General features: G+C 38.8%; 24 protein-coding genes. 17 read left to right on the top strand and 7 right to left on the bottom strand.

The window, feature by feature from the left end; genetic code table 11:
* Positions 1-120: 120 nt before the first annotated feature.
* Both HMPREF2988_RS06055 and nadE read left to right on the top strand, forming a co-directional pair.
* On the top strand, positions 121-1,593 hold the full coding sequence (locus HMPREF2988_RS06055; protein ID WP_002291453.1) for a nicotinate phosphoribosyltransferase: 1,473 nt from the start codon (positions 121-123) through the stop codon (positions 1,591-1,593).
* An 11-nt stretch (positions 1,594-1,604) separates the two neighbouring features.
* Complete coding sequence (gene nadE, locus HMPREF2988_RS06050; RefSeq protein ID WP_002291454.1) at positions 1,605-2,429, top strand: ammonia-dependent NAD(+) synthetase; 825 nt, start codon at positions 1,605-1,607, stop codon at positions 2,427-2,429.
* Between the two features lie 74 nt (positions 2,430-2,503).
* On the opposite strand, the gene HMPREF2988_RS06045 is transcribed toward nadE, so the two are convergent.
* Positions 2,504-3,394 (bottom strand): ArsR/SmtB family transcription factor, encoded by an 891-nt coding sequence (locus HMPREF2988_RS06045; RefSeq protein WP_002291455.1) that lies wholly within the window; start codon positions 3,392-3,394, stop codon positions 2,504-2,506.
* 201 nt (positions 3,395-3,595) lie between these two features.
* Here HMPREF2988_RS06045 and HMPREF2988_RS06040 point away from each other — a divergent pair, with 201 nt between their 5' ends.
* The 3 genes from HMPREF2988_RS06040 to HMPREF2988_RS06030 all read left to right on the top strand — a co-directional run bounded on the left by HMPREF2988_RS06040 (position 3,596) and on the right by HMPREF2988_RS06030 (position 7,050).
* Positions 3,596-4,597: a glycoside hydrolase family 43 protein gene (locus tag HMPREF2988_RS06040; RefSeq protein ID WP_083314606.1), complete on the top strand. Its 1,002-nt coding sequence runs from the start codon at positions 3,596-3,598 to the stop codon at positions 4,595-4,597.
* Positions 4,598-4,614: 17 nt separating this feature from the next.
* Positions 4,615-5,853, top strand: coding sequence for an oligosaccharide MFS transporter (locus tag HMPREF2988_RS06035; protein ID WP_002328937.1), 1,239 nt, complete (start codon positions 4,615-4,617; stop codon positions 5,851-5,853).
* A 117-nt stretch (positions 5,854-5,970) separates the two neighbouring features.
* Positions 5,971-7,050: a GntR family transcriptional regulator gene (locus HMPREF2988_RS06030; protein WP_002291458.1), complete on the top strand. Its 1,080-nt coding sequence runs from the start codon at positions 5,971-5,973 to the stop codon at positions 7,048-7,050.
* Positions 7,051-7,206: 156 nt separating this feature from the next.
* Here the strand turns inward: HMPREF2988_RS06030 and HMPREF2988_RS06025 are convergent, their stop codons facing one another.
* Entirely contained in the window at positions 7,207-8,607 is a 1,401-nt protein-coding gene (locus HMPREF2988_RS06025) for a sugar porter family MFS transporter (protein WP_070770179.1), read from the bottom strand.
* A gap of 218 nt (positions 8,608-8,825) precedes the next feature.
* On the opposite strand from HMPREF2988_RS06025, the gene HMPREF2988_RS06020 reads away from it, so the two are divergent.
* The 4 genes from HMPREF2988_RS06020 (at position 8,826) to HMPREF2988_RS06005 (ending at position 14,050) form a co-directional block, all read left to right on the top strand.
* Positions 8,826-10,487: a xylulokinase gene (locus tag HMPREF2988_RS06020; RefSeq protein WP_002291460.1), complete on the top strand. Its 1,662-nt coding sequence runs from the start codon at positions 8,826-8,828 to the stop codon at positions 10,485-10,487.
* On the top strand, positions 10,444-11,142 hold the full coding sequence (locus HMPREF2988_RS06015; RefSeq protein ID WP_070770178.1) for an L-ribulose-5-phosphate 4-epimerase: 699 nt from the start codon (positions 10,444-10,446) through the stop codon (positions 11,140-11,142). The genes HMPREF2988_RS06020 and HMPREF2988_RS06015 overlap by 44 nt, the downstream gene beginning before the upstream one ends.
* 15 nt (positions 11,143-11,157) lie before the next feature.
* Positions 11,158-12,582 carry an L-arabinose isomerase gene (gene araA / locus HMPREF2988_RS06010; protein WP_002291462.1) on the top strand — a complete coding sequence of 475 codons (1,425 nt, stop codon included), beginning with the start codon at positions 11,158-11,160 and terminating at the stop codon, positions 12,580-12,582.
* A gap of 307 nt (positions 12,583-12,889) precedes the next feature.
* On the top strand, positions 12,890-14,050 hold the full coding sequence (locus HMPREF2988_RS06005) for an NAD(P)-dependent oxidoreductase (protein ID WP_024635099.1): 1,161 nt from the start codon (positions 12,890-12,892) through the stop codon (positions 14,048-14,050).
* Here the strand turns inward: HMPREF2988_RS06005 and HMPREF2988_RS13865 are convergent.
* The gene (locus tag HMPREF2988_RS13865; RefSeq protein ID WP_002291464.1) at positions 14,045-14,167 is read right to left on the bottom strand and encodes a hypothetical protein; all 123 of its coding nucleotides are present in this window, start codon (positions 14,165-14,167) and stop codon (positions 14,045-14,047) included. The two genes, HMPREF2988_RS06005 and HMPREF2988_RS13865, sit on opposite strands and share 6 nt — an antisense overlap.
* Between HMPREF2988_RS13865 and HMPREF2988_RS06000 the strand changes: the two genes are divergently transcribed.
* Both HMPREF2988_RS06000 and HMPREF2988_RS05995 read left to right on the top strand, forming a co-directional pair.
* Complete coding sequence (locus HMPREF2988_RS06000) at positions 14,168-16,027, top strand: LTA synthase family protein (RefSeq protein ID WP_070770177.1); 1,860 nt, start codon at positions 14,168-14,170, stop codon at positions 16,025-16,027.
* Positions 16,028-16,136: 109 nt separating this feature from the next.
* The gene (locus tag HMPREF2988_RS05995) at positions 16,137-16,571 is read left to right on the top strand and encodes a hypothetical protein (RefSeq protein WP_070770176.1); all 435 of its coding nucleotides are present in this window, start codon (positions 16,137-16,139) and stop codon (positions 16,569-16,571) included.
* 256 nt (positions 16,572-16,827) lie between these two features.
* Here the strand turns inward: HMPREF2988_RS05995 and HMPREF2988_RS13760 are convergent, their stop codons facing one another.
* Both HMPREF2988_RS13760 and HMPREF2988_RS05985 read right to left on the bottom strand, forming a co-directional pair.
* Positions 16,828-16,989, bottom strand: coding sequence for a hypothetical protein (locus HMPREF2988_RS13760; RefSeq protein WP_070770175.1), 162 nt, complete (start codon positions 16,987-16,989; stop codon positions 16,828-16,830).
* Between the two features lie 18 nt (positions 16,990-17,007).
* Positions 17,008-18,030: a lactonase family protein gene (locus HMPREF2988_RS05985; RefSeq protein WP_002335468.1), complete on the bottom strand. Its 1,023-nt coding sequence runs from the start codon at positions 18,028-18,030 to the stop codon at positions 17,008-17,010.
* A 127-nt stretch (positions 18,031-18,157) separates the two neighbouring features.
* Between HMPREF2988_RS05985 and HMPREF2988_RS05980 the strand changes: the two genes are divergently transcribed.
* Complete coding sequence (locus HMPREF2988_RS05980; RefSeq protein ID WP_002315725.1) at positions 18,158-18,511, top strand: PTS glucitol/sorbitol transporter subunit IIA; 354 nt, start codon at positions 18,158-18,160, stop codon at positions 18,509-18,511.
* An 11-nt stretch (positions 18,512-18,522) separates the two neighbouring features.
* The gene (locus HMPREF2988_RS05975) at positions 18,523-19,689 is read left to right on the top strand and encodes an AI-2E family transporter (protein WP_002291475.1); all 1,167 of its coding nucleotides are present in this window, start codon (positions 18,523-18,525) and stop codon (positions 19,687-19,689) included.
* An 88-nt stretch (positions 19,690-19,777) separates the two neighbouring features.
* Here HMPREF2988_RS05975 and HMPREF2988_RS05970 read toward each other — a convergent pair whose 3' ends face one another.
* Positions 19,778-20,398, bottom strand: a complete 621-nt coding sequence (locus HMPREF2988_RS05970) for an NAD(P)H-dependent oxidoreductase (protein WP_010732941.1) — start codon at positions 20,396-20,398, stop codon at positions 19,778-19,780.
* Between the two features lie 190 nt (positions 20,399-20,588).
* Positions 20,589-20,885 (bottom strand): rhodanese-like domain-containing protein, encoded by a 297-nt coding sequence (locus tag HMPREF2988_RS05965; protein ID WP_002291478.1) that lies wholly within the window; start codon positions 20,883-20,885, stop codon positions 20,589-20,591.
* A 203-nt stretch (positions 20,886-21,088) separates the two neighbouring features.
* Here HMPREF2988_RS05965 and HMPREF2988_RS05960 point away from each other — a divergent pair, with 203 nt between their 5' ends.
* From HMPREF2988_RS05960 to HMPREF2988_RS05945, 4 genes are all read left to right on the top strand, one after another.
* The gene (locus HMPREF2988_RS05960; protein WP_002287269.1) at positions 21,089-21,739 is read left to right on the top strand and encodes a TetR/AcrR family transcriptional regulator; all 651 of its coding nucleotides are present in this window, start codon (positions 21,089-21,091) and stop codon (positions 21,737-21,739) included.
* A gap of 15 nt (positions 21,740-21,754) precedes the next feature.
* Positions 21,755-23,482 (top strand): ABC transporter ATP-binding protein, encoded by a 1,728-nt coding sequence (locus tag HMPREF2988_RS05955; RefSeq protein ID WP_002315729.1) that lies wholly within the window; start codon positions 21,755-21,757, stop codon positions 23,480-23,482.
* Positions 23,479-25,371: an ABC transporter ATP-binding protein gene (locus tag HMPREF2988_RS05950; protein ID WP_002291484.1), complete on the top strand. Its 1,893-nt coding sequence runs from the start codon at positions 23,479-23,481 to the stop codon at positions 25,369-25,371. The genes HMPREF2988_RS05955 and HMPREF2988_RS05950 overlap by 4 nt, the downstream gene beginning before the upstream one ends.
* 204 nt (positions 25,372-25,575) lie before the next feature.
* On the top strand, positions 25,576-26,445 hold the full coding sequence (locus HMPREF2988_RS05945) for a VOC family protein (protein ID WP_002315730.1): 870 nt from the start codon (positions 25,576-25,578) through the stop codon (positions 26,443-26,445).
* The last annotated feature ends 25 nt before the right edge of the window (positions 26,446-26,470 follow it).

Raw genomic sequence — 26,470 nt, 5'->3', positions numbered from 1 at the left:
CGAAACTAAGCGGCTTTTTCACAACCTCTTTTTCAGAAAATAATGAAGATTTCTTTTCCTATCAATTTTTTTTGTTATAATGGGTAGGAAATGAAAACTTGCCAAGAGGAGTAATACAAGATGAATAATACTTACCCAGACGACAGTTTGACGCTGCATACGGATCTATATCAAATCAATATGATGCAGACATACTGGGAATTAGGTCGAGCTGATTTACATGCTGTTTTTGAATGTTATTTTCGAGAAATGCCTTTTAACCACGGGTACGCGGTTTTTGCAGGATTGGAACGGTTAGTCAATTATTTAGAGAATCTGACGTTTAGTGATTCCGATATTGCTTACTTACGTGGCTTAGAAGTCTATCCTGAAGGGTTTTTGGAGTATTTACAAAATTTTGAATTTAAAGCAACGGTTCGTTCTGCTCGTGAAGGTGAATTAGTTTTTGCAAATGAACCATTGATCCAAGTGGAAGGTCCTTTGGCACATTGTCAATTAGTAGAAACAGCACTGTTGAATATGGTCAATTTTCAAACGTTGATCGCGACAAAAGCAGCTCGCATCAAATCTGTGATCGGAGAAGATCCGCTCTTGGAATTTGGGACTAGACGAGCGCAAGAATTGGATGCGGCAGTCTGGGGAACTAGAGCGGCATATATCGGCGGAGCAGATGCAACAAGCAATGTACGTGCTGGAAAGATATTTGGGATACCAGCTAGCGGGACTCATGCGCATTCGTTAGTCCAATCTTATGGAAATGATTATGAAGCATTTATGGCGTACGCTAAAACCCATAAAGACTGTGTGTTCTTAGTCGATACTTATGATACGTTGAAATCAGGTGTGCCAAGTGCAATCCGTGTAGCAAAAGAATTAGGTGATAAAATCAACTTCCAAGGCGTACGTATCGACAGTGGAGATATGGCCTATATATCTAAGCGTGTTCGGGAACAATTAGATGCAGCTGGATTTACGGAAGCAAAAATCTATGCTTCAAATGACTTAGATGAAGCAACGATTTTGAATTTAAAGATGCAAAAAGCTAAAATTGATGTATGGGGTGTCGGAACAAAACTGATCACCGCTTATGATCAGCCAGCCCTTGGTGCAGTATTCAAACTAGTATCAATTGAAGATAGCGAAGGAAATATGGTGGATACAATCAAGTTATCAAGCAATGCGGAAAAAGTGACAACTCCAGGAAAAAAACAAGTATGGCGTATTACTCGAAACTCTGATGGGAAATCTGAAGGAGACTATGTCACATTATGGGATGAAGATCCTCGAGAAGAAGAAGCTATCTTTATGTTTCATCCAGTGCATACGTTTATCAATAAAACTGTTCGGGATTTTACCGCTCGTCCCGTTTTACAAGATATCTTTATCGAAGGAAAAAGAGTATACGAACTACCCGTGCTAAACGAAATCAAAGAATATACAAAAGAAAATCTAGATTCACTGTGGGAAGAGTACAAACGAGACTTGAATCCGCAAAAATATCCGGTCGATCTATCTACTGAATGCTGGAACCATAAAATGGCTACGATGGAACGAATGAAAAAAAGCGTAGCAGAACTTCATACAGAAGCATAGGAGGAGAATAAATGAGCCTGCAAACAGAAATCATCCATGAATTAGGTGTCAAACCAACAATTGATCCAACAGAAGAAATTCGTAAAAGTATTGATTTTATGAAAGCTTATTTGAAAAAATATCCGTTTCTTAAAACCTTCGTATTAGGTATTAGCGGTGGTCAAGATTCTACTTTAGCCGGACGTTTGGCGCAACTAACGATGGAAGAAATGCGTGAAGAAACGAAAGATGAAAGCTATCAATTTATCGCTGTTCGTCTTCCTTATGGTGAACAAGCAGATGAAGAAGATGCAAAAGCTGCCCTTGACTTTATCCAGCCTGATGTCAGTCTGCGAGTAAATATCAAACCTGCTGTTGATGCACAAGTACAAGTATTAAGTGAAGCAGGTGTGGTAATCAGCGATTTTAACAAAGGAAATATCAAAGCACGACAACGAATGATTACACAATATGCCGTAGCCGGAGAAAGAGCAGGAGCTGTATTAGGGACAGATCATGCTGCAGAAAACATCACTGGTTTTTTCACGAAATTTGGTGATGGAGGAGCCGATATCTTACCATTGTTCCGTTTGAACAAACGGCAAGGGAAACAATTGCTTCAAGCATTGAATGCACCGGAAAAGCTATACACAAAAATTCCGACTGCAGATCTTGAAGATGGAAAACCAATGATTGCGGATGAAGTCGCACTAGGTGTTACGTATAACGAAATCGATGATTATCTAGAAGGAAAAGAAGTTCCCGCTCAAGCACAAGAAAAAATCGAAGCGTGGTGGAACAAGACGCAGCATAAACGTCATTTGCCAATTTCTGTTTTGGATGATTTTTGGAAATAACAATAAAATAAAAAAACAGCCGTCCCTTCATAGGGATTGGCTGTTTTTTCTTTATAAAATAGAAAAGAAAACTATCAGCTGTAGTAAACTTTTAATTTGATATCCTGGTCGTAATTACCGAATCCTTTACCAAATAAAGTACAGCCACCTACATGTTCGGCATCTTCTTTTACTTCAATTCGCAAATGCCAAGTGTCTTGATCTTTAGGAATGTCGTTGATCGTGATGTTTGACAAAGGTTCCCCATTCATATTTGTCAAATGTTTGGTGATTCGGATCGTCTTCAGCAAGCCGTATTGATTAAGATTATCTGGATACCAATCAGGCGTATATTTCCCGCGGATATCAGCAAAATCTCCAGGGCTCGTCCATGTTCCTAGCTCTACGCCATTTAGGCTGAAAGTGATATCGGAAGGCCAATTGTCATTTGAAAAAGGAAATTCAGAAGAAATTTCCACAGAAACTTCCAACATTTCTAATGTATCCTCTGCATTCAAAAAATTAGGTGACTGATACTCGACAAACCCGCTGGTGAACCAGAGGATACGAGCATCCATCCTTCGAGGATCCACAAAATAGCGTGGTTCATCCACTTTTCCGATAAAGTCATGGATCGTCGCTAAACCACATGTCGGTTCAATTGCATAATTCGTATAGTGACCAATAGGTATCGATGTTTCTTTCGTGTCAAAAGCATTGAATATTTTTTCTGGGAAACTGATATCTATTTTATCGACACGAAGGCTCGAAATTTTTTGTTGTCCTATTTTCTCTGTTTTGATGATGTTCGCTTCTTCTAACTTTTTCACGTGCATCGTCGTGATCGCGCTGCTTACTCCAAGTTCTTTTGCCAAATCTTTGACATTCATCTTCTTTTTGGAAAGCAACTGAATGATCCTGATTCTTGTCTTGCTAGCTAATGCTTCATATACCGGTAAGGATTCCTCGTTTATTTGTAGTTGCATAATTTTCCTCGCTTATTTTTCTGTTAACTATATATTAACACTAGCATTAATATAGTCAATCGTTTTATAAATTACGGCTTTTATTATTAACTTTTATGTTAATTATATCTAATTTTTATTTTTTAATTAACAAAAATATTATTGACAACGCTTTCTTAAAGAGTTAACATTCATTTATAAATTAATTAAGGAGGAGACACAATGACAGTTGAAGTACAAGAAGAAGTAAAAATCAAAGAGATGAATGAGAATTATCAAAAGCCGTTGATTATTCAAAGGGCAGATCCATTTATCTATAAACATGAGGACGGATATTATTATTTCATTGCTTCTGTACCTTCATACGATCGTATTGAATTACGCCGTTCAAGAACGATTGCTGGTCTAGCTTATGCAACACCCCGTACAATCTGGCGAAAACATGAGACGGGCGAGATGAGCAAACTAATCTGGGCTCCAGAGATCCATTATATTGCTGGAAAATGGTATATCTATTTTGCTGCAACGCATACAGAAGAGATTATTGATGGATTGTTCACTCATCGAATGTATTGTTTAGAGTGTGAAGCGCAAGATCCGATGGTAGACGAAAATTGGCACGAAAAGGGTCAAGTGGTGTCGCACTTAGATACTTTTTGTTTAGATGCCACAGTGTTTGAACATAATAATCATTTATATTATGTTTGGGCACAAAAAGACAATGCTATTGAAGGAAATTCTAATTTATATATAGCAGAAATGACTAATCCGTGGACATTGAAAACAGAACCAGTTATGCTGACAAAACCAGAATTTGAGTGGGAATGTAAGGGCTTTAAAGTAAATGAGGGGCCTGCAGTATTGATGCGGAATGGAAAAATTTTCATCACTTATTCTGCAAGCGCTACCGACGAAAATTATTGTATGGGAATGATTTATGCTGATTTGGAATCTGACTTATTGAAAAGAGAAAATTGGACAAAGGTGACAGAACCTGTTTTCCAGAGCGACCTTTCTACACAACAATACGGACCTGGACATAATTCTTTTACTATTGCAGAAGATGGAGAAACAGATATTCTGGTTTATCACTGTCGGGACTATACGGAAATCAAAGGTGATCCGCTATACGACCCGAACAGACACACAAAAGTACAAGCTTTTGGTTGGGGTAACGATGGTTTCCCAATTTTTGGCAAGCCGCTTCCATATTTGAATGACTAAGAGAAAGAGGGAGAATCATGAAAAACGAATCGAATCATTTTTGGAGCTTTGCGGGAACCCATTTTACGTATTTCTTTATCTGGGCAACAGTTTTCGGATTTTTGTCGTTATGGCTGCAGCAAGTAGCAGATCTTGACGGAACGCAAGCAGGTATCATCTTTTCGTTCATGGCATTCGTTTCTTTGTTTTACCAGCCGATATTTGGGATATTGTCGGATAAATTAGCATTCAAAAAGAATCTATTGATAACTATCACGATAGCTGGAATGTTCATTGGCCCATTTTTCCAATGGCTCTTTATTCCTCTTTTATCAATCAATACTTTTTTTGGAGCGATCATCGGCAGTATTTATCTAGCTTTTGTTTTAAATGGTGGCGTAGGAGTAGTTGAGACTTACGTTGAACGGGCAAGTTTAGTGAATAAATTCGAATACGGACATTCGCGTTTAGGCGGTTCGATTGCTGGCGCTGTTGCGGCATTCGTAGGCGGAATTATCTTTACGCAAAATCCTAATTCTATTTTTTGGCTTTGCTCATTTATGGCGACAATCTTAACTGGATTAGTGATTTTTGGAGATAAAGTAAATCTTAAAAGCAGTGAAGTACCAGTAGAGGAAAAAAATGAAGTGACCAGAAAAGAGATTTTCACTTTGTTTAAAAATAAAAACTTTTGGCTCTTGTGTCTATTCTTTGTTGGGACAGCCGCTATCTATGATGTAGTAGATCAGCAATTTGCTATCTACTATCGGACTTTTTTCCATGAGGTATCTCAGGGAACAATCATCTACAGTCGATTGCTTTCAATCCAAGTAGCATTGGAGGCGATGATTATGATCCCAATGCCGAGTCTTATCAATAAAATCGGTGCGAAAAAAGGGATGATCCTGTTTGGCTGTTTGATTTTTATAAGAGTGATGCTTAGTGCATTGGCTCCCAACTGGATCGTATTGTCAGGTGCTCGATTGATTGCAGCCGTAGAAATGCCACTGCTTCTTGTTTCCGTTATGAAATATATTTCTGGCGCATTCGATTGGCGATTGTCAGCAACTGTTTATCTTCTAGGGTTTAATTTCTCCAAGCAAATCTCAGTTTTTGCATTCTCTACTATTGCTGGAAAAATGTATGACAGCATAGGATTTAAAGAAACATATATTTTTCTAGCAGTATTGGTGCTCGTAGTGACGGTTGTTGGTGCGATTGGACTAAAGAATCCAGATAAAAGAATAACACCAGTTGGTTTAGAAAAAGGAATATAGTTTCCTAAAAACAGGAGAAAGAAATAATTAGAAAGAGACAACTGGATATTTCCAAGTTGTCTCTTTCTTGTGTATAATGGATACATATGTACGTACAAATAAAAAGGGGCAAGGTAAATGGCAAAATATCAAGATATTGCAGAAGAGATAAAACAAAAGATCCTTCATGAGGAATACGAAGTAAATACAACCATTCCCTCAGAATTCAAGCTGCAAGAAATATATGACGTCAGCAGACATACGATTCGGCAAGCAATCGCTGTGTTGGTAAATGAGGGCTATCTGCGTAAAGAAAAAGGATCGGGCACATATGTAGATGACAGCTATAAGACAGAAAAAGCACCATTGAACAGAACAAAAACGATCGGTGTCATCACCACATATCTCTCTGATTATATTTTTCCGTCGATTATCCGAGGAATCGAAAATGAATTACGAAAATCTGGGTATTCATTGCTTTTAGCCAGTACGAATAACGATCACGAATTGGAGAAAGAGTGTTTGAAGAAAATGATTGCTTATGGGGTAGATGGTTTGATCGTTGAGCCTACGAAAAGTAATCAGTATAATCCAAACTTAGCACTTTATGTTGCTTTAAGAGAACAAGGTATTCCGATGGTGATGATCAATGCTGCTTATGAAGAGTTAAATGCCTCTTATATTTGTTTAGATGATGTGAAAGTCGGTTTTATGGCAGCAGAATATTTGATAAAAAAAGGACATCAACGTCTGTTGTTCATTACAAAAATCGACGATCTTCAAGGAAAATACAGGATGAAAGGTTTTATCAGCGCGTGTGAACAGTATAATGTGCGATTTTTGACAGAAGATATCATTACTTTCACCACGGAAACACGAGAAACGATTGCTGAAAAAACAGTACAACGGTTGAAAGAAGAACAAGCTTTAGATGGCATCATTTGCTATAACGATCAAATAGCTAGTTTATTGCTAGATAAGCTGACAGAAAATGGCTATCAAATTCCAGATGACCTATCGATCGTAGGAACAGACGATTCTTCTTTAAGCCATTTAGGAAATAAAAAATTGACAACATTGACGCATCCAAAAGAAAAGTTGGGACAAGATGCCGCACGGTGGATCGTCACAACGATTGAAAAAGGACAGGCACAGCCGAATATTCTTTATGAGCCTGTACTAGTTGAACGGGAAACAGTAAAAGAAAACGAAAAATAAGAGACGGGTTTTTACCGCCTCTTATTTTTATATCAATTTGAGACTGTGGCAAAAATCATCAAACATGAGAAACTGTGTTTTGAACTTGTCCCTTGTGACTCGGAACTAAGCGGCTCCTCTTGTTTCTTGAAGTTGCCTACTTCTGTCACAACCTCTTTAAGAATGATGGATAGAAATACGTTTAGGATAAGTTTTTTTAGATGCACTTTGTTCGATTTCCTCTAAAGATTTCCCACGAGTCTCTGGTACGATCTCTTGAATAAATAAAACCCCTAAAAAGCAGATGATCCCAAAAATACCGAAAACGATTTCTTGAGACATAGAAGCAGTCATCACAGGAAAAAGCAAGCCGACTAGGAAAGAACCAATCCAATTGAAAGAAGAGGCCAGGCCAGATGCTCGCCCGCGGACAGCTAGTGGGAATATTTCGCCTACGATTACCCATGTCAGTGGAGCCCATGTGCAAGAATAAAATGCGACATAAATACATAAAAACAAGAGAATCAACAACGAATTTGTATGAGCATCCAGTACAGTTCCTAAAACAGCTGGTAGGATGAAAGAAAGTCCCATCACGCTACCGCCTATTTTCAATAAAGTTCGCCGATTGAACTTGTCTGCAATAACCAAAAAGAGCAAAGAACCAGCAACTAAAATGATTCCTTGGATGATCGGCCACATCAATGCATCGCTCGCTGCATGCCCAGTCGCTTTTTCTACGATCAGTGGAATATAGTAAAAAATAGCATTAGCTCCTTGAAATTGCTGGAATACTGCTACACCAATACCGGCAATAACTAACGAACGATACTTTTCTAAAAATAAAGTATGCCAAGAAGTTACGGTTGTCTTTTCTTGTTTGACATTCAGTTGAATTTGTTCGAATTCCTGTTCAGCTTCGTTTGGTGTCCGAATATAGTTCAATACTCTTTTTGCCTCTTCCAAGCGACCAGATTGCACAAGAAAACGCGGTGACTCTGGTAGAGCTAAAACGCCGAAAAATAAAATCAGTGCAGGAACAGCAGCGAGTCCTAACATCACGCGCCAAGCCATCGTTTCAGGTAACCCTTTTAGCAAATAATCTGCAACATAGGAAAGGAGCATGCCAGAAGCAATCATCACTTGATTGATCCCTGACAATCTTCCCCTTAGTCTAGCAGGAGCCATTTCAGACATATAAGCAGGAACTAGGGCAGATGCAGCGCCAACAGCTAAACCTAGAAGAATCCTTGCTGCAATCAGAAAATAAGAACCATTGTGAGGGGCAGATGCAGAAAGGATAGAACCAGCCACAAAAATAAGTGCAGAAAGAAGAATCATTTTTCGTCGTCCAAGCTTATCAGAAAGAAGACCAGATAAAGAGCCACCAAGGATCGCACCTAACATGACCGAAGACGTGATCCATCCTATCAAAGAAGCCTTACCTGCCAAACCCCAATCATGTTGTAAAAAAGGTAAAGCGCCGGTCATAACACCAATATCATATCCAAATAGAATGCCGCCAAATGCGCCAAAAAAATAAATAAACGATGAGGAAACTTTTTTTTCTTTTTTCATAAGTATTCTCTCCTTCTAGAATTTCGAGAAGGCGGTTGATCAGATTTTGTAAGCAATTTCATTCTATAACTTATGTACGTACAAAACAAGCGTTTTTTATTATATTCTTGAAAATAACCACTTGACATGTACGTACAAAAGTATACAATAATCATTGTAAGCGCTACTAAAAAAGACGGTTTGATCAGGTTTGACGAGAAGGAGGGAGTTAGATCATTATGAAGGAAGTAAATGCGCAAAGTATGTTAGATGTCATAGATGGTCGTACATCTTTAGGAATTGAGTTTGGATCAACTAGGATCAAAGCTGTATTGATTGATTCATCTTTTACTCCTATTGCCGCTGGTAGTTATGAGTGGGAAAACAAACTAGAAAATGGTATCTGGACCTATTCATTAGAAGATATTTGGAAAGGACTGCGCGTCAGTTACCGAAAAATGGCAGCAGAAGTATTCGAAATCTATGGCGAGAATCTTACAACGATCGGGTCGATTGGGTTCAGTGCAATGATGCACGGTTATCTAGCATTTGATAGCAAGGAACAGTTACTAGTACCATTTCGTACTTGGCGAAATACAATCACTGAAGAAGCAGAACGAATATTAACGGAAAAATTTCAATACAATATTCCGCAGAGATGGAGTATCGCTCATTTGTATCAAGCTATCTTGAATAAAGAAGAACATGTGAGAGAAATTGATTTTTTGACAACGCTTGCAGGGTATGTTCATTGGCAGCTTACTGGTGAGAAAGTACTAGGCGTAGGAGATGCATCAGGCATGTTTCCTATCGATCCTTCAACGAAAACCTACCATCAAGAAATGAAAAATATTTTTGGTCAATTAATCGAAAAAGAGCGTATAGCGATTGATTTGGATCACATTTTGCCTAAAGTTCTAGTAGCAGGAGAAGAAGCTGGCAAGTTGAGCGAATCAGGGGCTTATCTGATCGACCCTACGGGAAACCTGAAGCCAGGAATCCCGATTTGTCCGCCAGAAGGAGATGCAGGAACCGGTATGGTCGCTACGAACAGTGTAGCCAAACGGACAGGGAACATTTCGGCTGGTACTTCCGCCTTCGCTATGATCGTATTAGAAAAAGAACTAGAAAATGTCCATCCGGAAATCGACATGGTCACTACACCTTCAGGAGAACTAGTAGGTATGGTTCATACGAATAACTGCTCTTCGGATATCAATGCTTGGGTCAATATTTTTGAAGAATTTACCAATTCTTTGGGTATGGAGATAAGCAGAGATAAATTATTTACGGTATTATTCAACAAAGCGCTAGAAGGCGATACGGATTGCGGGGGATTACTTTCTTATGGTTATTTTTCCGGTGAAAACATTACAGGAGTAAATGAAGGAAGGCCATTATTTGTACGTACACCAGGTAGCCGTTTTGATTTAGCGAATTTCATGCGGATCCATTTAGCCAGTGCTTTTGGCGCAATGAGAATCGGAATGGATATATTGAAATCTGAGGATGTCCAAATTGATCGTTTAGTGGGGCATGGGGGGATTTTTAAAACACCAGAAGTTGGACAGCGGATTCTAGCATCTGCTATGGAGGCGCCAGTTACAGTGATGGACACAGCCGGAGAAGGTGGAGCGTGGGGGATCGCGTTATTAGCAGCCTATATGATGGATCGACACGGGAAATCTTTAGAAAACTTCTTGGCAGAAGACGTGTTTGGACAAGACCAAGGAATCACCATCACACCTTCAGCAGAAGAAATAGCAGGCTATCAGATATTTATGAGTCGTTACCGTGAGGGGATCGACATTGAAAAAACAGCGATTCATCAATTGCAAGAAAAAGGAGTGATAGAAAATGCTGGAACAACTGAAAGAAGAAGTGTATCAAGCAAATCTTGACTTACCTAAACACGGACTTGTCAAATATACATGGGGAAATGTGAGCGCTTTTAATCCTGAAACACGATATTTCGTTATCAAACCTAGCGGGGTCAGCTATGAAGAGATGACAGCAGACGACATGGTCGTTGTGGACTTGGACAATCATATCATTGAAGGTAAACTCAATCCCTCTTCGGATACGCCTACTCATGCTGTTTTATATCGTTCATTTCCTCAAATCGGAGGAATCGTCCATACTCACTCGACATGGGCGACGATCTGGGCACAAGCAGGATTGGATGTTCCTGCGATGGGGACGACGCATGCAGATACTTTTTATGGATCGGTACCTTGTGCTCGATTTTTGACACAACAGGAAATCGACAGCGGATACGAATATGAAACAGGAAAAGTTATCATAGAAACATTCAAAGAACGCAAAATTGATCCCTTAGCAATTCCAGGGGTACTTTTACACGGACACGGTCCATTTACTTGGGGGAAAGATGCGCAAAGTGCGGTAATGAACGCAGTCGTACTAGATGAAGTATGCAAGATGAATTTATTTACCAGACAGCTCAATTCATTTTCAGAAGAGCTGCCTCAACGGATTTTAGATAAACATTATTTACGAAAACACGGAAAAAATGCGTATTACGGACAAAACAAATAAAAGGAGTGGCTAATTATGTTGAATATTGGAGAAAAAGAATTTTGGTTTGTTGTAGGATCACAGCATTTATATGGGGAAGAAGCACTGCGAGAAGTAAAGAAACATGCACAAGAAATGGTCGATGAACTGAATGAAAATGGCCAATTGCCTTATCCTATCCGCCTTCAAGAATTAGCAGTTACTGCTGATACGATCACAAAAATCATGAAAGAGGTCAATTATCGAGAAGAAGTAGCAGGTGTGATCACTTGGATGCATACTTTCTCACCAGCAAAAATGTGGATCCGTGGGACAAAGCTTCTACAAAAACCATTGCTTCATTTAGCTACGCAATATAACGAAAGCATTCCTTGGAAAACGATCGATATGGATTTCATGAATTTAAATCAATCCGCTCATGGCGACCGCGAATATGGGTTCATCAATGCTCGATTAAATAAACAAAATAAAATCGTCGTTGGCTACTGGAAACGACCTGAGATCCAAAAAGAGATTGCTGATTGGATGGATGTTGCAGTAGCCTATAATGAAAGTTTTGGAATAAAAGTGGCTCGTTTTGGTGACAACATGAGAAACGTGGGTGTCACAGAAGGAGACAAAGTGGAAGCACAGATTCAATTTGGATGGACTGTTGATTATTTTGGTATCGGAGATCTTGTACAAGTAATCGATCGCGTGTCAGACGAAGAAGTCGAACAATTATTTGAAGAGTATAAGGAATTGTATACCTTCGACTATGGTGATTATGAAGAAAAGACATGGGAAGAACATGTAAAAGTACAAGCTCAGCAGGAAATCGGTATTCGCCGTTTCTTAGAAGAAGGAGGCTATAACGCTTTTACGACTAATTTTGAAGACCTTTATGGAATGAAACAACTGCCCGGACTAGCTGTACAACGTTTGATGGCAGAAGGATACGGTTTTGCTGGGGAAGGCGACTGGAAAACTGCAGCGATTGATCGTTTGCTGAAAATCATGGCTCGAGGAAAAGATACAGGATTCATGGAAGATTATACTTACGAGCTAGCTAGTGGCCAAGAAGCAATCTTAGAATCCCATATGATGGAAGTAGATCCGACGCTTGCTGCGACGAAACCAAGAATCGTTGTTTCTCCTTTATCAATGGGAGATAGAGAAGATCCGGCGCGTCTTGTATTTGATGGGAAAGCAGGAGAAGGGGTAGTCGTATCGATGGCAGATTTCGGTACGCATTATAAACTGCTGATCAATGAAGTAGAAGCCTTTGAACCAACGACTGAAGCACCTAACTTACCTGTTGCACGTGTGTTATGGAAAACTAAACCGAATTTCCATGAAGGTGTCCATTCATGGATTCAGGCAGGTGGCGGTCATCATACCGTTGTCTCGCTAAATCTAACAACAGATCAAATTGAAACATGGGCAAAATTAGTTGAGTTGGAAACAGTTGTTATTAGATAAAAAGAGGTTGTGAAAAAGCCACTTAGTTTTAAGAAATAAGAAGAGATTGACGAAATTTGCTTTTCAACTATTTTTGAAATTTTGGCTTATTATCAATGTCAGCTAACTGAACACCATTTATCAAGAAATCTCACCCACAATATTTTGCTCTCAAAAATAAGGCTTATGGCAGTAACTTGTCATGGCCTTATTTTTATCACTAAGCCTACTCTGCTCTAACTGCTATTTTTGCTTCTAGGAAGTCAAATGGTAAACAGTTGTCTAATTGCAAAAATTTCGAGATACTTATTAGTAAGGAGGGGGTTTTATGTATCACGTTCATTTGATTGATGCTATTCCAGAACAAGAGATAGAAAAGTTACAAGGGGAATATTTCAAAATAATAGATGATTTGCCAGCCGAAGGAATAGTCATTCGTAGTACGAAAGTGAAAGACGAATGGCTTACACCAGATTTGCTAGCAATTTCAAGAGCTGGTGTTGGGGTGAACACGATCAACGTTGAAAAAGCTTCTGAAAACGGGACGATCGTTATGAATACACCAGGTGTAAATGCTAATGCAGTAAAAGAGCTTGTTTTGTGCTGTTTGCTCTTATCTTCCCGTCCGATAATCGAAGCAAGTCGTATGGTACAAACACTAACAGGTCCTAATATTTTAGAACAGGCAGAAAACAAAAGAAGTGCTTATGTGGGACGAGAGTTGCAAGGCAAAACCATTGGCCTTCTTGGCCTTGGCGCGATAGGTACAAAAGTAGCGCTAAGTTGCTATGGCTTAGGGATGGATGTCTTGGGTTATTCTATCCGCGATGCCCAGTTGGATTATGTTCGGCAAGCAGATTTAGAAACAGTTCTTTCTGCCTCGGATTACATCGTAGTCATGCTGCCATTGACAGAAGATACAAAAGGATTGATCGATCAGGTGAATATAGAAAAAATGAAAAAAGATGCTGTACTTATCAATGTAGGAAGAAGTGAAATCGTTGATAAATATGCTGTTATGCAAGCATTGGAAAAACAACATCTGGCCAAATACGTGACTGATTTCCCAGAAGAAGAGTTCTTAGAAAATGACCGTATACTTATGTTGCCTCATCTAGGGGGATCGACTCAGGAAGCTTTGGCAGACAGCGGACGTTTGGCAGTTGAAGCCTTAAAAGATTATCTTTTGTTCGGTACGGTTAGAGAAGCGGTCAATTATCCATCCGCACGAATGTTTTTCCAAGCGCCGTTTCGATTCACTATATTTTATCAAAAGAAAACCAATATATTAGCAGAGATATTTTCTCTGCTGAATGAGAACGAGCTAGCGATCGCAGATATATCGCGTAACCATAAGAATGAGCATGTCTACATATTGATTGACATAGACAGTACTGATTTTGAACAGCTCAATCAAGTGAAACAACAGCTAGAAAAAATTTCTGGAGTACGAAAAGTCCGCTTATTAAAGAAACCAGAAAGGTCATAAAGCAAGAGAATATTTGGATTTCATTAATTCTTCTTTCCGTTCTTTACTTTCGAATTTCGTACAACTAAAATAAGAGAAACAACATTCTTTTGTTGATAGAAATGAAGGAGCAAGCATTTGAAAAGATATATAAGCAGACTTTCAACCAAACAGAAAAAGATTTTAAAAGGAACAGCAACGATCATCAGTATCTTTTTTCTTGTTGTTTTTAGTAATTTGTTTTTGCAATGGTGTCAAAATGATCTATCCGTAGACCTTGCGTTGAAATTTGCTTTTTCTTGGCATACGGAAAAATTCTTCTTAGCCTGTCTCGTCTTGCTGATCATTCTTATTTTTCTGATTGCACTAGCAGGATCTGTCCCTTTAGGTTCCCTTACGTATGTCGTAACCATTGGTGTGTTAGGTTTTGCAAATTATATGAAAATGAGTTATCGGCAAGAACCGATTTATCCAGACGATTTGAAGATGATCACTGAAATCGGATTGCTGAAAGATATGACCGGCACTATGCTGTTTACAATGATCTTAGCTGCCGCAGGAACCGTGCTAGGATTGTTTTGCTGGTACATGTTTCGAAGCCTGAAAAAAGGAAGGCGATTCCAATTGATCCGATTAACGACACTGCTTGTGGCAATTGGACTGCTAGGGTATATCAGTAATTTCAACAATCCCGATAATTTGTTGCGAAAAGCATATAATAAAACGGCACTATGGATACCTTACAGTCAGAAAATGAACTACTATAACACTGGTTTTATCGGTGGTTTTTTGTACAATCTGAAGGTAGAACCAATGAATGAACCTGAAGGATATTCGAAAGAAAAGATCAAAGAAATCACTGAAAAATACCAGAAGCTAGCCGATGAAAAAAATAAAGCTGTAGAGGAAGAGTCGCCGAACATCGTGTTCGTGATGAGTGAAAGTTTCTCAGATCCTAGTCGATTAAACGGCGTAGAAGTATCTGGTGAGCCATTGGCAGATTATTATGAAGTAGCTGATCAAACATATAGTGGCAATATGCTTTCTCAAAACTATGGCGGTGGAACAGCAAATATCGAATTCGAAGCATTGACTGGTTTTTCTATGGCGTTATTTAATGCGCAACTCACCACCCCTTACACGATGCTTGTACCAAAAATGGATCAGCTTCCTTCTATCGTTTCAGCGTTAAACGCACAATCATACCAGACGACAGCGATCCATCCATACAATACTTCGATGTATAAAAGAGAGGATGTTTATCAGACATTAGGATTTGACCAGTTCATCAGCGAGCGTACGATGACCTATACGGATACGATAGAGAATAATCCATATATTTCTGATGAGTCAGCTTACAAAGAAGTAATGACACTTCTCAAGGAAGAAAAAGCACCTCAGTTCATTCATTTAGTCACGATGCAGACACATATGCCTTACAATGGAAAGTATGATAGACTGGGCTATTCTGCAGAAATTTCAGATGGAAGTGGGACGCTTGACTTAGAGAATTATCTGCAAGATATTTCCTATAGCAGCACGGCACTGAAGCAGTTCACGGAAGAATTGAAGAATCTTTCTAGAAGGACTCTAGTTGTTTTTTGGGGGGATCATCTGCCAGGAATCTATTCAGATACCATCCAAGCCAAAAATGATAAACAAACATTACATGAAACACAATTCTTGATGTTCGACAGTAAAGGGAAATTAGAAAAGCAAACGACTCAAGATGCAATCACCAGTCCTTTTTATTTTGCAGCGAATCTAATGGAACAGACGAATCAGACAACGAATGGTTTTTATCAGCTGCTTTTATCATTAGAACAAGAACTTCCGGCGTTTGAACGAGAACTGTACTATCAAAACGGACAGTGGTATAAAGAAGCGCAATTCAATCGCTCGCAACAAGAGATTTACGACGAATATCAATTGATCCAATATGACATTGTCGCAGGGAAACAATATAGTTTAGCAGATGGTTTCTTTGAGCACGAATAAGAATGGCGAGCTGTATAGAAACCATTAAATTTTTTCAAGTACTTGTCATTTGAGGATAAAAACAAGTAGAATAAATAATAACAATAATGGAGAAAGTAGGAAAACAAACATGTTACCGAATATTGGCTATTATGTGCAGTCCATCGATCAAATCGTCAAGGAAACCGAAGCAATCGGAGAAGGAATGCATCCGAAATATGAAGTGATCAGAAACGCAATCGATGAAGGAAAAACAAGTGAACTGGACAGATCGACCCTTGAAGAGACCGTCCAGTTATTTGAAGAAGGAACAAAAAAATATCGGGCAATGCTTAAGAAAGTCAGTACATTGCGCCCACCAGCAAAAGCAATGGGCATTCATAAAAATTTTGAAAAAGCTTATCTTTCATATGTAGCAGGCTGTGAAGAAATGATTCAAAGTATTGATCTTGAGTCAGGAGTAGATAAAGATTTATTCAATACATCTGAAGCAAAACAAGACCAAGCGACTGGCCAATTGACAGCTGCCATCCAAAAAATGACTAATTTGTTATTGAAAAAATAAAAGAAAACTTTGATGACAATGAAAACTAGAGTTATCTAATATAAATGTAATATTGTCTTTATGATAGAGTGAACAAAATCCTTTATGATAAGAACATACCTATAACCAACAACCTTGTACTTACTCAAAATTGAGTAAATACTCCTTTTCCGCAGAGTCTAACCAACTCGGCGGTTTTTTTATTTATAGAAAAGGACGTCAGAACAGACGAAAAAGTCTTGCGCTGATGTCCTTTTCAGATAGTATGGAAGGTTGATTAGTTTTCTACATTCCGTACATATTGTTCAAAGTAGTTCTGTAAATCGGCTTTGAGTTTCTGATATTCCTCTTCGTTATACTCTTTATCTTCGATTTTTCCATCAAAGAAAGGAATATTCAGTTCTTCCCGCAGCCTGTCTAATACGTCTTGCTGATTCATTTTATTCTCCTTTTCTTGCTAACGATCAAAATAAACACAGACACATTCTGGTGCATAGACATCTTTTTGCAATAATTCCAGTAATCCTGTTTCAGGATGACGGCGGTATAATGTCAGATTATCGGTATTCTGATTAGCACATACGACAAAATCATTGCTTGGATCTAGTGCGAAATCGCGAGGAAAATCGCCTTCTGTTGAGATGATTTGTTTATTTTGGATGTGAGAACCATCTTCGGAAACTGCGAATACGGCAATCGAGTTGTGTCCCCGATTAGAAGCGTAAAGGAACTTGCCATCATTGGAAATGCGAATAGCAGCCCCTCCATTTTCACCGTCGAATTCTTCTGGCAAGGTCGATATTTTCTGTAATTCTTCAAAATCACCTGTTTCTTTATCATAAGAAAGCACTCGGACTGTGCTGTCTAATTCACCAAATAAATAGGCGAATTGTCCATTCGGATGAAAGACGAGATGGCGAGGGCCTGTTCCTGGCTCTGCAGTGAAGGTAGTTACAAGATTCAATTTGCCGTTTTCGGACACATCATAAGTATACACACGATCTGTACCAAGATCACATACGACTAATCGTTGGTCAGGAGTCAGATCCGTATAATGGACATGCGCATGATCTTGGTTTTTATGAGGGCCTGTCGCTTCTTGATGGAATACTGAATCCGCTGCTTTCAGCTCGCCATCTCCTAATATGTGATAGACATTTACTTCGCCTTTATGGTAGTTGGCCCCATAGAGCAATTGCCGTGTTTCATCAACCGCTACATAACATAAAGGAGCCCCAGACTCTGTTACCGCATTCAAAAAATGAAAATCCTTATCGTACGCACCGGCACCACCTAATCCGTCTACACTGGTAACCGTGTAAAGATTGCCAGCTTTGCTTTTTGCTAGGTAGGTAGGGCTGTTCTCTTCAACAGCCAATGAAAGACTGGATAATTCTTCTTTTTCTGTATCAAGATCGATCGTATAGATTCCTTTGCTTTCGCGACGCGTATAGGTTCCTAAAATTATCTTTTCGATCATATGAGCTGATTCCTCCTAATGGTAATGAAATAGTTTTCGTTTTTATTCTATCACATAATTATTCCCCACGGCTAAAGAATGAGAATGTGTTATACTGTTTTTGAAAGCAAGTAAAGGAGAGAGTGCGATGATTCAGGCAACGATTACAGAAATTGGAACAGAAGCAATAAACAAGGAAGAACCGATGCTGATTTTGTTCGATAAAACAGCAACAGCTGCCTTGCGAAAATATTCGGTGATTCAAGAGGTGTCGAAAGATGAACCTTTTTCTTTGAAAGCAGGCGGAACGATTACTTTTGATGGTCAGTCGTATACGATCGATTATGTCGGTCCGATGGCCAATGGAAATTTAGAGACGGTAGCTCACGTATCATTGATTTTTGATACCTGTCCAGAAGAAGGACAAATTGCAAACGGAATCTATCTCCATCCGCATGAACTGCCTGCTATTGGTTTGGGAAGCCAAATTATTTATAACTAACAGGAGGACTTATGGAAGGGAAGAATAAGAAGAACAGACCGGTGTCTTGGTTTTGGCGCTGGTTTTTAAATAATCAAGTGGTCACAGCTTTACTTGTTGTATTGTTAATATTGCTGATCGTCTTTTTATTTACAAAAGTTTCTTATTTGTTTGCACCGATCTGGCAATTTTTAGCAATCGTAGGACTACCTATCATTCTAGCAGGCATCTTGTATTACTTGATGAATCCGGTAGTTGATTACTTTGAGAAGCGAAAAGTACCAAGGCTCTATAGTATCATTGGGCTGTTTGTTTTGGTCGTTGCATTAATCGTATGGGGAAGCGTAGTGATCATCCCTAAGATCCAGGAACAAACAGTCAGCTTTATCAGTAACTTTCCTCAATACGTTGATACGATCGATAATAAATTGACCGAGATCTTGAGAGACCCGCTGTTCAACCAATTTCGAGAACAGCTGGAAACAGCAGGTGATAAGTTCATGAATTCAGCAGGTGATATGATCCAAGACATATCTAAGAGTACAGTTCAGAGTCTTGGGAGTTTTGTTGGTGCGGTAGCGACTATTTTAGTAGCTTTGCTGACGATGCCGTTTATCTTATTTTATTTATTGAAAGATGGTAAGCGATTAGCCCCTTATTTCGTCAAGTTTTTACCAACACGCATGCAAAAACCGACGTTGAATGTGCTGAGTGAAATGAATAGTCAAGTTTCCTCATATATAAGAGGGCAATTAACTGTGGCTTTTGCTGTGGCAATCATGTTTATGATTGGTTTTGCAATCATTGGTTTAGAATATGCTGTCACGTTGGGAATCATTGCAGGGTTCTTGAATCTGATCCCATACTTAGGCTCATTTTTAGCAATGATTCCAGCCATCTTTTTAGCTATTGTGGCAGGTCCATTCATGATCATCAAGGTACTGATCGTTTTTGCAGTAGAACAGACAATAGAAGGACGCTTGATCTCTCCGTTAGTATTGGGAAATCAGTTAGCAATCCATCCAGTAACGATCTTATTAGTTTTGCTGACGTCAGGGAAATTGTTCGGGATCGTTGGTGTGATCTTGGGGATTCCTGTTTATGCAGCAGCTAAAGTAGTGATCACTCATGTTTTTGAATGGTACACAACGATTTCTTCTCTTTATGAAGAAAATCCGTTGAAAAAGCAGAAAGAATAACAAAAAGAGACAGAGGAAAATATCCAAAGCACAAATGTTGCTTTGAAGATTTTTCCCTCTGTCTCTTTTATATACATTTACCTCAATTTTAAAATGATTTACCTAAAGCAGCAGCTTTATCTAATGCATTTTGCATCAACTCATCTGCACGGTCAGGGTCATAATCGATTCCTTCGATGAATAGTTGATCTACTTGATCGATGCCTACAAAGTTCAAAATACCTTTTACATATTGAGAGGCAAAGTCTTGTCCGTTGTATACACCGCCATTAGATTGGATGTGCAGTGCTTTTTTACCTGTCACTAATCCTTCTGGCCCGTTTTCTGTATAGCGGAACGTTTTTCCAGCTACATTGACAGTATCGAACCAAGCTTTTAATTTTGTTGGGATATTTAGATTCCATAAGGCGTTTGCGATAACGATTTTATCAGCAGCAAGGAACTGCTCAGTCAATTCATTGAAACGAGCGATTTTTTGTTGTTGACTTTCTGATAAGGAAGTGAATTCTGCACCAGCACGTAATGCTTCCCAACCTGATAATAATTCTTCATCGATTTCTGGAATATCATCGCGATAAAGTTCCAAAACAGTCACTTCATCATCTGGATGATTTTCTTTATAACTTGTTAAAAAAGACGTCAATGCCTTAACTGTACGTGATTCTTCTGCAGTTAGGGGATGACCTTTGACTACTAAAACAGATGCCATATGCTTACCTTCTCCTTTTATTGCTATGATTGTTATAACTATGACTAACAAAATCAGTTTACTCGAAAAAGAAAAGGCTATCAAGTCATATTGATAAGGTTGAAGAATAAATAACTAAAAAAAGACAGGATATAAAAGAAGCTATGACACGATTTTTGTCACAGCCCCCTTTGAATCTAACAAGCAATGTTCAAGCAACGCTTGACTGAAGAGCTTCCATCCCACCAATGATATAAACAGCACGAAATCCGCTGGCAGTAAGTTGATCGGCTAATGCTTCTGATCGTCTGCCTGTGTAGCTTAGAATATAATAAAGTTTTTTTGGATCTAGATTTTTTAATTGTCTTGGCAAGATAGCAGCGGGGATAGAAAGCGAGTGGCTTAAGTGTTTTTTTGTGTAATCTAAAGTATTTCTTGTATCTAAAACGATGCTGTCAGCATCGAGAGGCAATTTATTGAAGTCTTGGACACTAATTGATTGGGCCATTTATCTCATCCTTTGTTTAGTATGTGGCTATTTTAATGGGCAGCTCTCATTAATTCAAATGGAAGGATTCCTCTTATCACTTTTTTAATGTATCGGATAATAATGAAAAAAACTATGCAAATGTCTTGCAAAACAGGTGGGAGGTGTTATAATGACATAGCGTCATATGACAATGTGTCATCTTAGAAGAAAGGAGGATCCATATGCCGACACAGACATTTTTCCATTTGCCGAAAGAAAAACAAAAAAGGTTAATTGAAGCGGCGAGAATCGAGTTTTCTAGAGTACCTTTAAAAGAAGCCTCGATTGCTAATATCGTCAAATTAGCGGATATCCCTAGAGGCAGTTTCTATCAGTATTTTGAAGATAAAGAGGATCTTTATTTTTATTACTTTGAGACAATGAGACGTGACAGCTCTAAAGATATGTTGCAACTAATGAAAGAATCCGATGGTGATCTATTCAAAGGATTCGAATCCTATTTTTCTAAAATGATTTATGAGATTTTGGAAGGTGAGAATGCTTCTTTTTATCGTAACTTATTTATGAACATGGATTACCGTGCCTCAAGAAAAGTCGCTCCTCATACGAGTCGCCAAAAAACGCCTCACGATCCACATAAAGAACACAAACAAGATGCAAAAGAGTTGCTTGAATTGATTGATCGGACGAAGTTGAAAGTAAAAAATGATCATGAATTGGAATTACTGATCCAATTAGTGATGAATACTGTATTTACAACAATTGCGCATTCGTATCGCTTATTTTCAACATCTGAAGATTACTCAGTAGAGCAAGCAATCAGTGAATTCAATTTGAAACTTTCTTGGCTGAAAAACGGAGTATATAAATAGAAAGAAGGGAACTAGATGCTAAAAATCGTAAAACGGATCTCCTTGACTTCAGCAATTGCAGCTGCAGTTTTCATGGTGATCCAAGTACTGGCAGATTTATATTTGCCGACACTTACCTCCAATATTATTGATAAAGGGGTAGCGCAAGGAGATGTCGATTATATTTGGCATACAGGTTTTGTGATGATCGGCTTTTCTTTGATCAGTATCTTAGCCGCTATTGCAAATACATTTTTTGCTACTCGAGAATCACAGAAACTGGGTAAGCAATTGCGTACGGATGTCTATAAAAAATCAGAGAGCCTGACAAAAGATGCGTTTGACAAATACGGAACGGCCTCTTTGATCACAAGAACGACCAATGATGTGACTCAAATCCAAATGGTCACACAAATGTTTTTACGTATGATGATCAATGCACCAATCACGTTGATTGGCGCAAGCATACTTGCTTATCAAAAAGATCATCAGTTGACAAAAATCTTCTTAGTCGTCATTCCAGTAATGATTATTTTGATTGGCGGAATCATGTATTTTGCTGTTCCATTATTCAAAAGCATGCAAAAGAAAACTGACCGTTTGAACCTGGTATTTCGAGAAGGGTTGACAGGTGTCAGAGTCATCCGCGCATTCGATAAGACGCGCTTTGAAGAAAATCGTTTTGATTTAGCGAATAAAGACTATACAAATACGGCAATCAAAGTGAATACGATCGTCGCATTGATGATGCCGATGATGACATTGATCATGAGCGGTACAAACGTAGCAATCACTTGGTTTGGTGGACACTACATAGCAGATATGACCTTAGAAGTCGGTAATCTGATTGCATTTATGACTTATGCGATGCAGATCTTGATCAGCTTTATGATGCTTTCCGCTATTTTCATCATGGTACCTCGTGCACAAGCTTCAGCTGACCGTATCAATGAGGTGTTGGATGAAAAAATCGGTATCCATGACCCTGAAAATCCTAAAACCGTTTCTTTTGCTGGAAAAGAAGCAACATTGGCCTTCAATCATGTCAATTATCGATATCATGGAGCAGAAAAACTTGCATTGGAAGATATTGATTTTCAAGCTAAGTCGGGCGAGATTGTCGCAATCATAGGAGGAACTGGTTCAGGTAAAACGACCTTAGTCAATTTGATCCCCCGATTATATGACATCGAATCTGGTTCGATCCAAATAAACGGAACGGACGTCAGTGAAATGACTCAATATAATTTGCGGGAGCTAATGGGCTTTGTTCCTCAAAAAGCAGTTCTTTTCTCTGGAACGATCCGAGACAATATGCAGTATGGTAAGCCGGATGCAACAGATGAAATGATTTGGAAAGCATTAGAAATCGCACAAGCTAAAGATTTTGTTTCAGAGATGGAAGATGGCTTAGACAGCCATGTGGAACAAGGAGGAGGAAACTTCTCCGGCGGACAAAGACAGCGTCTAGCAATTGCACGGGCATTAGTCAAAACAGCAGACATTTATGTGTTTGATGATTCCTTCTCAGCATTGGATTTCAAAACGGATGCCAATCTTCGCCAAGCATTGAAAACGAATATGAAAGAAAGTATCACGGTTTTAGTTGCTCAACGAGTAAGTACAGTAATGGATGCAGATATGATCCTTGTACTAGATGAAGGAAAACTAGTTGGCAAAGGAACACATGAAGAACTATTGGCAACAAATGAAACTTATCAAGAAATCGTTCATTCACAACTAAGAGAGGAGGACTTAGCATGAGTAAAACAAACACACGTCCCTCTCACGGACCAGCAGGCGGTCCAGGACACGGCGGACCTGGCAGGAATCTCGGTGTAAAAGGGGAAAAGCCTAAAAATTTCTGGGGAACAGTACGCCGATTGTTTGGCTATATGTCTAAACGTATGGTTGCAATCATCGCTGTATTTGTACTAGCAATAGCAGCCGTGATTTTCCAAATCCAAACACCAAAAGTTTTGGGGAAAGCAACTACAGAAATATTCAAAGGTGTAATGGCTGGCGCGCAACAGATGCAACAAGGGCAACAAGTAACAAAATTTCCGATAGATTTTGATAAAATTGCGCAAATCATTGCAACAGTAATCGTGATGTATTTGATCTCAGCTGTATTCAACTTTTTACAGCAGTTTATTATGACACGTGTTTCACAGCGGACAGTTTATGAGTTGCGTCATGACTTGGAAGCCAAAATGAATCGTGTACCGATTTCCTATTATGATACACATACAAATGGCGATATCATGTCTCGAGCAATCAATGATATGGATAACATCGCAAGCACGCTGCAACAAAATTTGACTCAATTTGTAACTAGTGCAGTCACATTGATCGGGGTCATCGTGATGATGCTTTCAATCAGCTGGCAATTAACGTTAGTCGCGTTATTGATGATTCCTTTAAGCTTGATCATCGTTATGGTCGTTGCGCCAAAATCACAAGTGTTTTTCGCAGATCAGCAAAAAAGTTTAGGTTTATTGAATAACCAAGTAGAAGAAACATATGGTGGTCATACGATCGTTAAAACATTCAATCATACTGAAAAAGATCAGGAAGTATTTGAAAAAGAAAATCAGAATCTGTATGCCGCTGGTTGGAAAGCTCAATTTATTTCGGCAATCATCATGCCGTTGATGAATTTCGTTAAAAATCTAGGCTATGTGTTCGTCGCTGTACTAGGCGGAGTAAAAGTTGCAAATGGGAACATGACATTAGGGGATGTTCAAGCATTCTTACAATATACGACACAGTTCTCTCAACCAATCACTCAACTTGCAAGTTTGATGAACACTATCCAATCAACAGTTGCTTCAGCCGAACGGGTATTTGAAGTGTTGGATGAAGAAGAGATGTCCAATGAAAAATCTGGCCTTCCAGAAGAAAAAGATACACCATACAAAGTTCGTTTTGAAAATGTTCAATTCGGCTACACACCAGATAACTTGCTAATGACTGATTTCAACTTGGATGTCAAACCTGGTGAGATGGTCGCTATTGTAGGGCCAACCGGTGCAGGAAAGACGACACTGATCAACCTTCTTGAACGGTTTTACGATGTTTCTGGAGGCAGTATTCGTTACGATGGTGTAGATACCCGTGACCTTTCACGTGATGAATTGCGCGCACAGTTTTCAATGGTACTGCAAGATACTTGGCTGTTTACAGGAAGTATCTATGACAATATCAAATATGGGAACGACGATGCAACAGATGAACAAGTCATTGAAGCTGCTAAAGCCGCTCACGTAGATGATTTTGTTCGTAAATTGCCAGAAGGATATAACACTGTATTAAACGAGGATGCAAGCAATATTTCGCAAGGGCAGCGTCAGCTGATCACTATTGCGCGAGCATTCTTAGCAAATCCGGATGTCCTGATCCTTGATGAAGCAACATCTAGTGTAGATACACGAACAGAAATACTGATTCAAAAAGCGATGAATCGCCTATTGGAAAACCGAACAAGTTTTGTTGTCGCTCACCGCTTGTCTACAATACGCGATGCAGACAACATTATTGTGATGAATCATGGTTCGATCGTAGAAACTGGAAACCACGATACATTGATGGAAAAAGACGGATTCTATGCAGATCTTTATAACAGTCAGTTTTCTGAAGAAGAAGCTTCATAGAAACGTACAAATTTATTATTTTTCTTTACCGCATGAAGCACATTTCAAGAAAATGAGTTTCATGTGGTTTTTTACTCATTTATTTATAAAAAACAAGTAAAATGCGAAGTTTCACACACTTTTTTTAACAAAATCAAAGTTATTGCTTGAAAGAAGAAGAATCCATCGTTAAAATAAAGCTTGACGTAGAGGGGAGCAAGAAATATGAGAGATTTTCAATTGGGGGCTGCCACCTATTTAAAAAGTGTAGCCATTCGGGTGAAAGACCGAGATAAAATGATTGATTTTTACAAGAACGTTGTTGGCTTTGATTTGAAAAGAGAAGAAAACGAATTAGCCATTTTAGGAACAGAAGAAGCTGGAAGTGAAATGTTGCTGCTGGAAGAAAGTCCTAGAGCGAATGATCACATGGGGGAGATCAAAAAGCTGAACCGTTTCTCATTGATTATCCCTAGCACAGAAGAAATGGCAGATATTCTTTGCCGTATTCGTAAAATGAATTATCCAATCAAAGAAGCTTTAGAAGATCATGGACGTATGGGGATCTTACTCGTAGACCCAGAAGAGAATGAATTAGAAATTTACCATGAAGAGAATAAGAATCACCAAAGAGAAGTTCCAGAGACGATGGATCAAGAAGCGTTGTTAAGAAAATCTGAAGAAAAATTCAGTAAACTAACAGCAGGATCTTATTTTGAAAAAATCCATTTAAATGTTACTGATTTAGCAAAAGAACGCCAATTTCTTAATCGTGTCCTTGGTTTGAAGGTACATAATGAAGAAGAGGGCATCCATGTATTGAATGAAGGAGATTTCCATGTTGGATTGACAGAAGCAAGTGGTGGTGCCATCGATTTGCCTACAGATGAAGTGATTGGCCTTGATTTTCTGAAATTCATGATTGATACTGAAAGCATGGAAGGACTGATTGCTCACTTGCAGCAATTATCAGTCGATTTCTTCTTGGACAAAAAGCATACAGTACTCACAATCTATGATGCCATAGGAATCGAATGGTGGTTCGTCAGTGAGCCAAAAGAAAAGAATAAAACTGACATTCGATGCGACGCTTAACTTTTTCTTTCTTAACGATTGTCGC

Source organism: Enterococcus sp. HMSC061C05 (assembly GCF_001814765.1).
GTDB lineage: Bacteria > Bacillota > Bacilli > Lactobacillales > Enterococcaceae > Enterococcus_B > Enterococcus_B lactis.
This window is presented reverse-complemented; position numbering and strand designations above follow the sequence as displayed.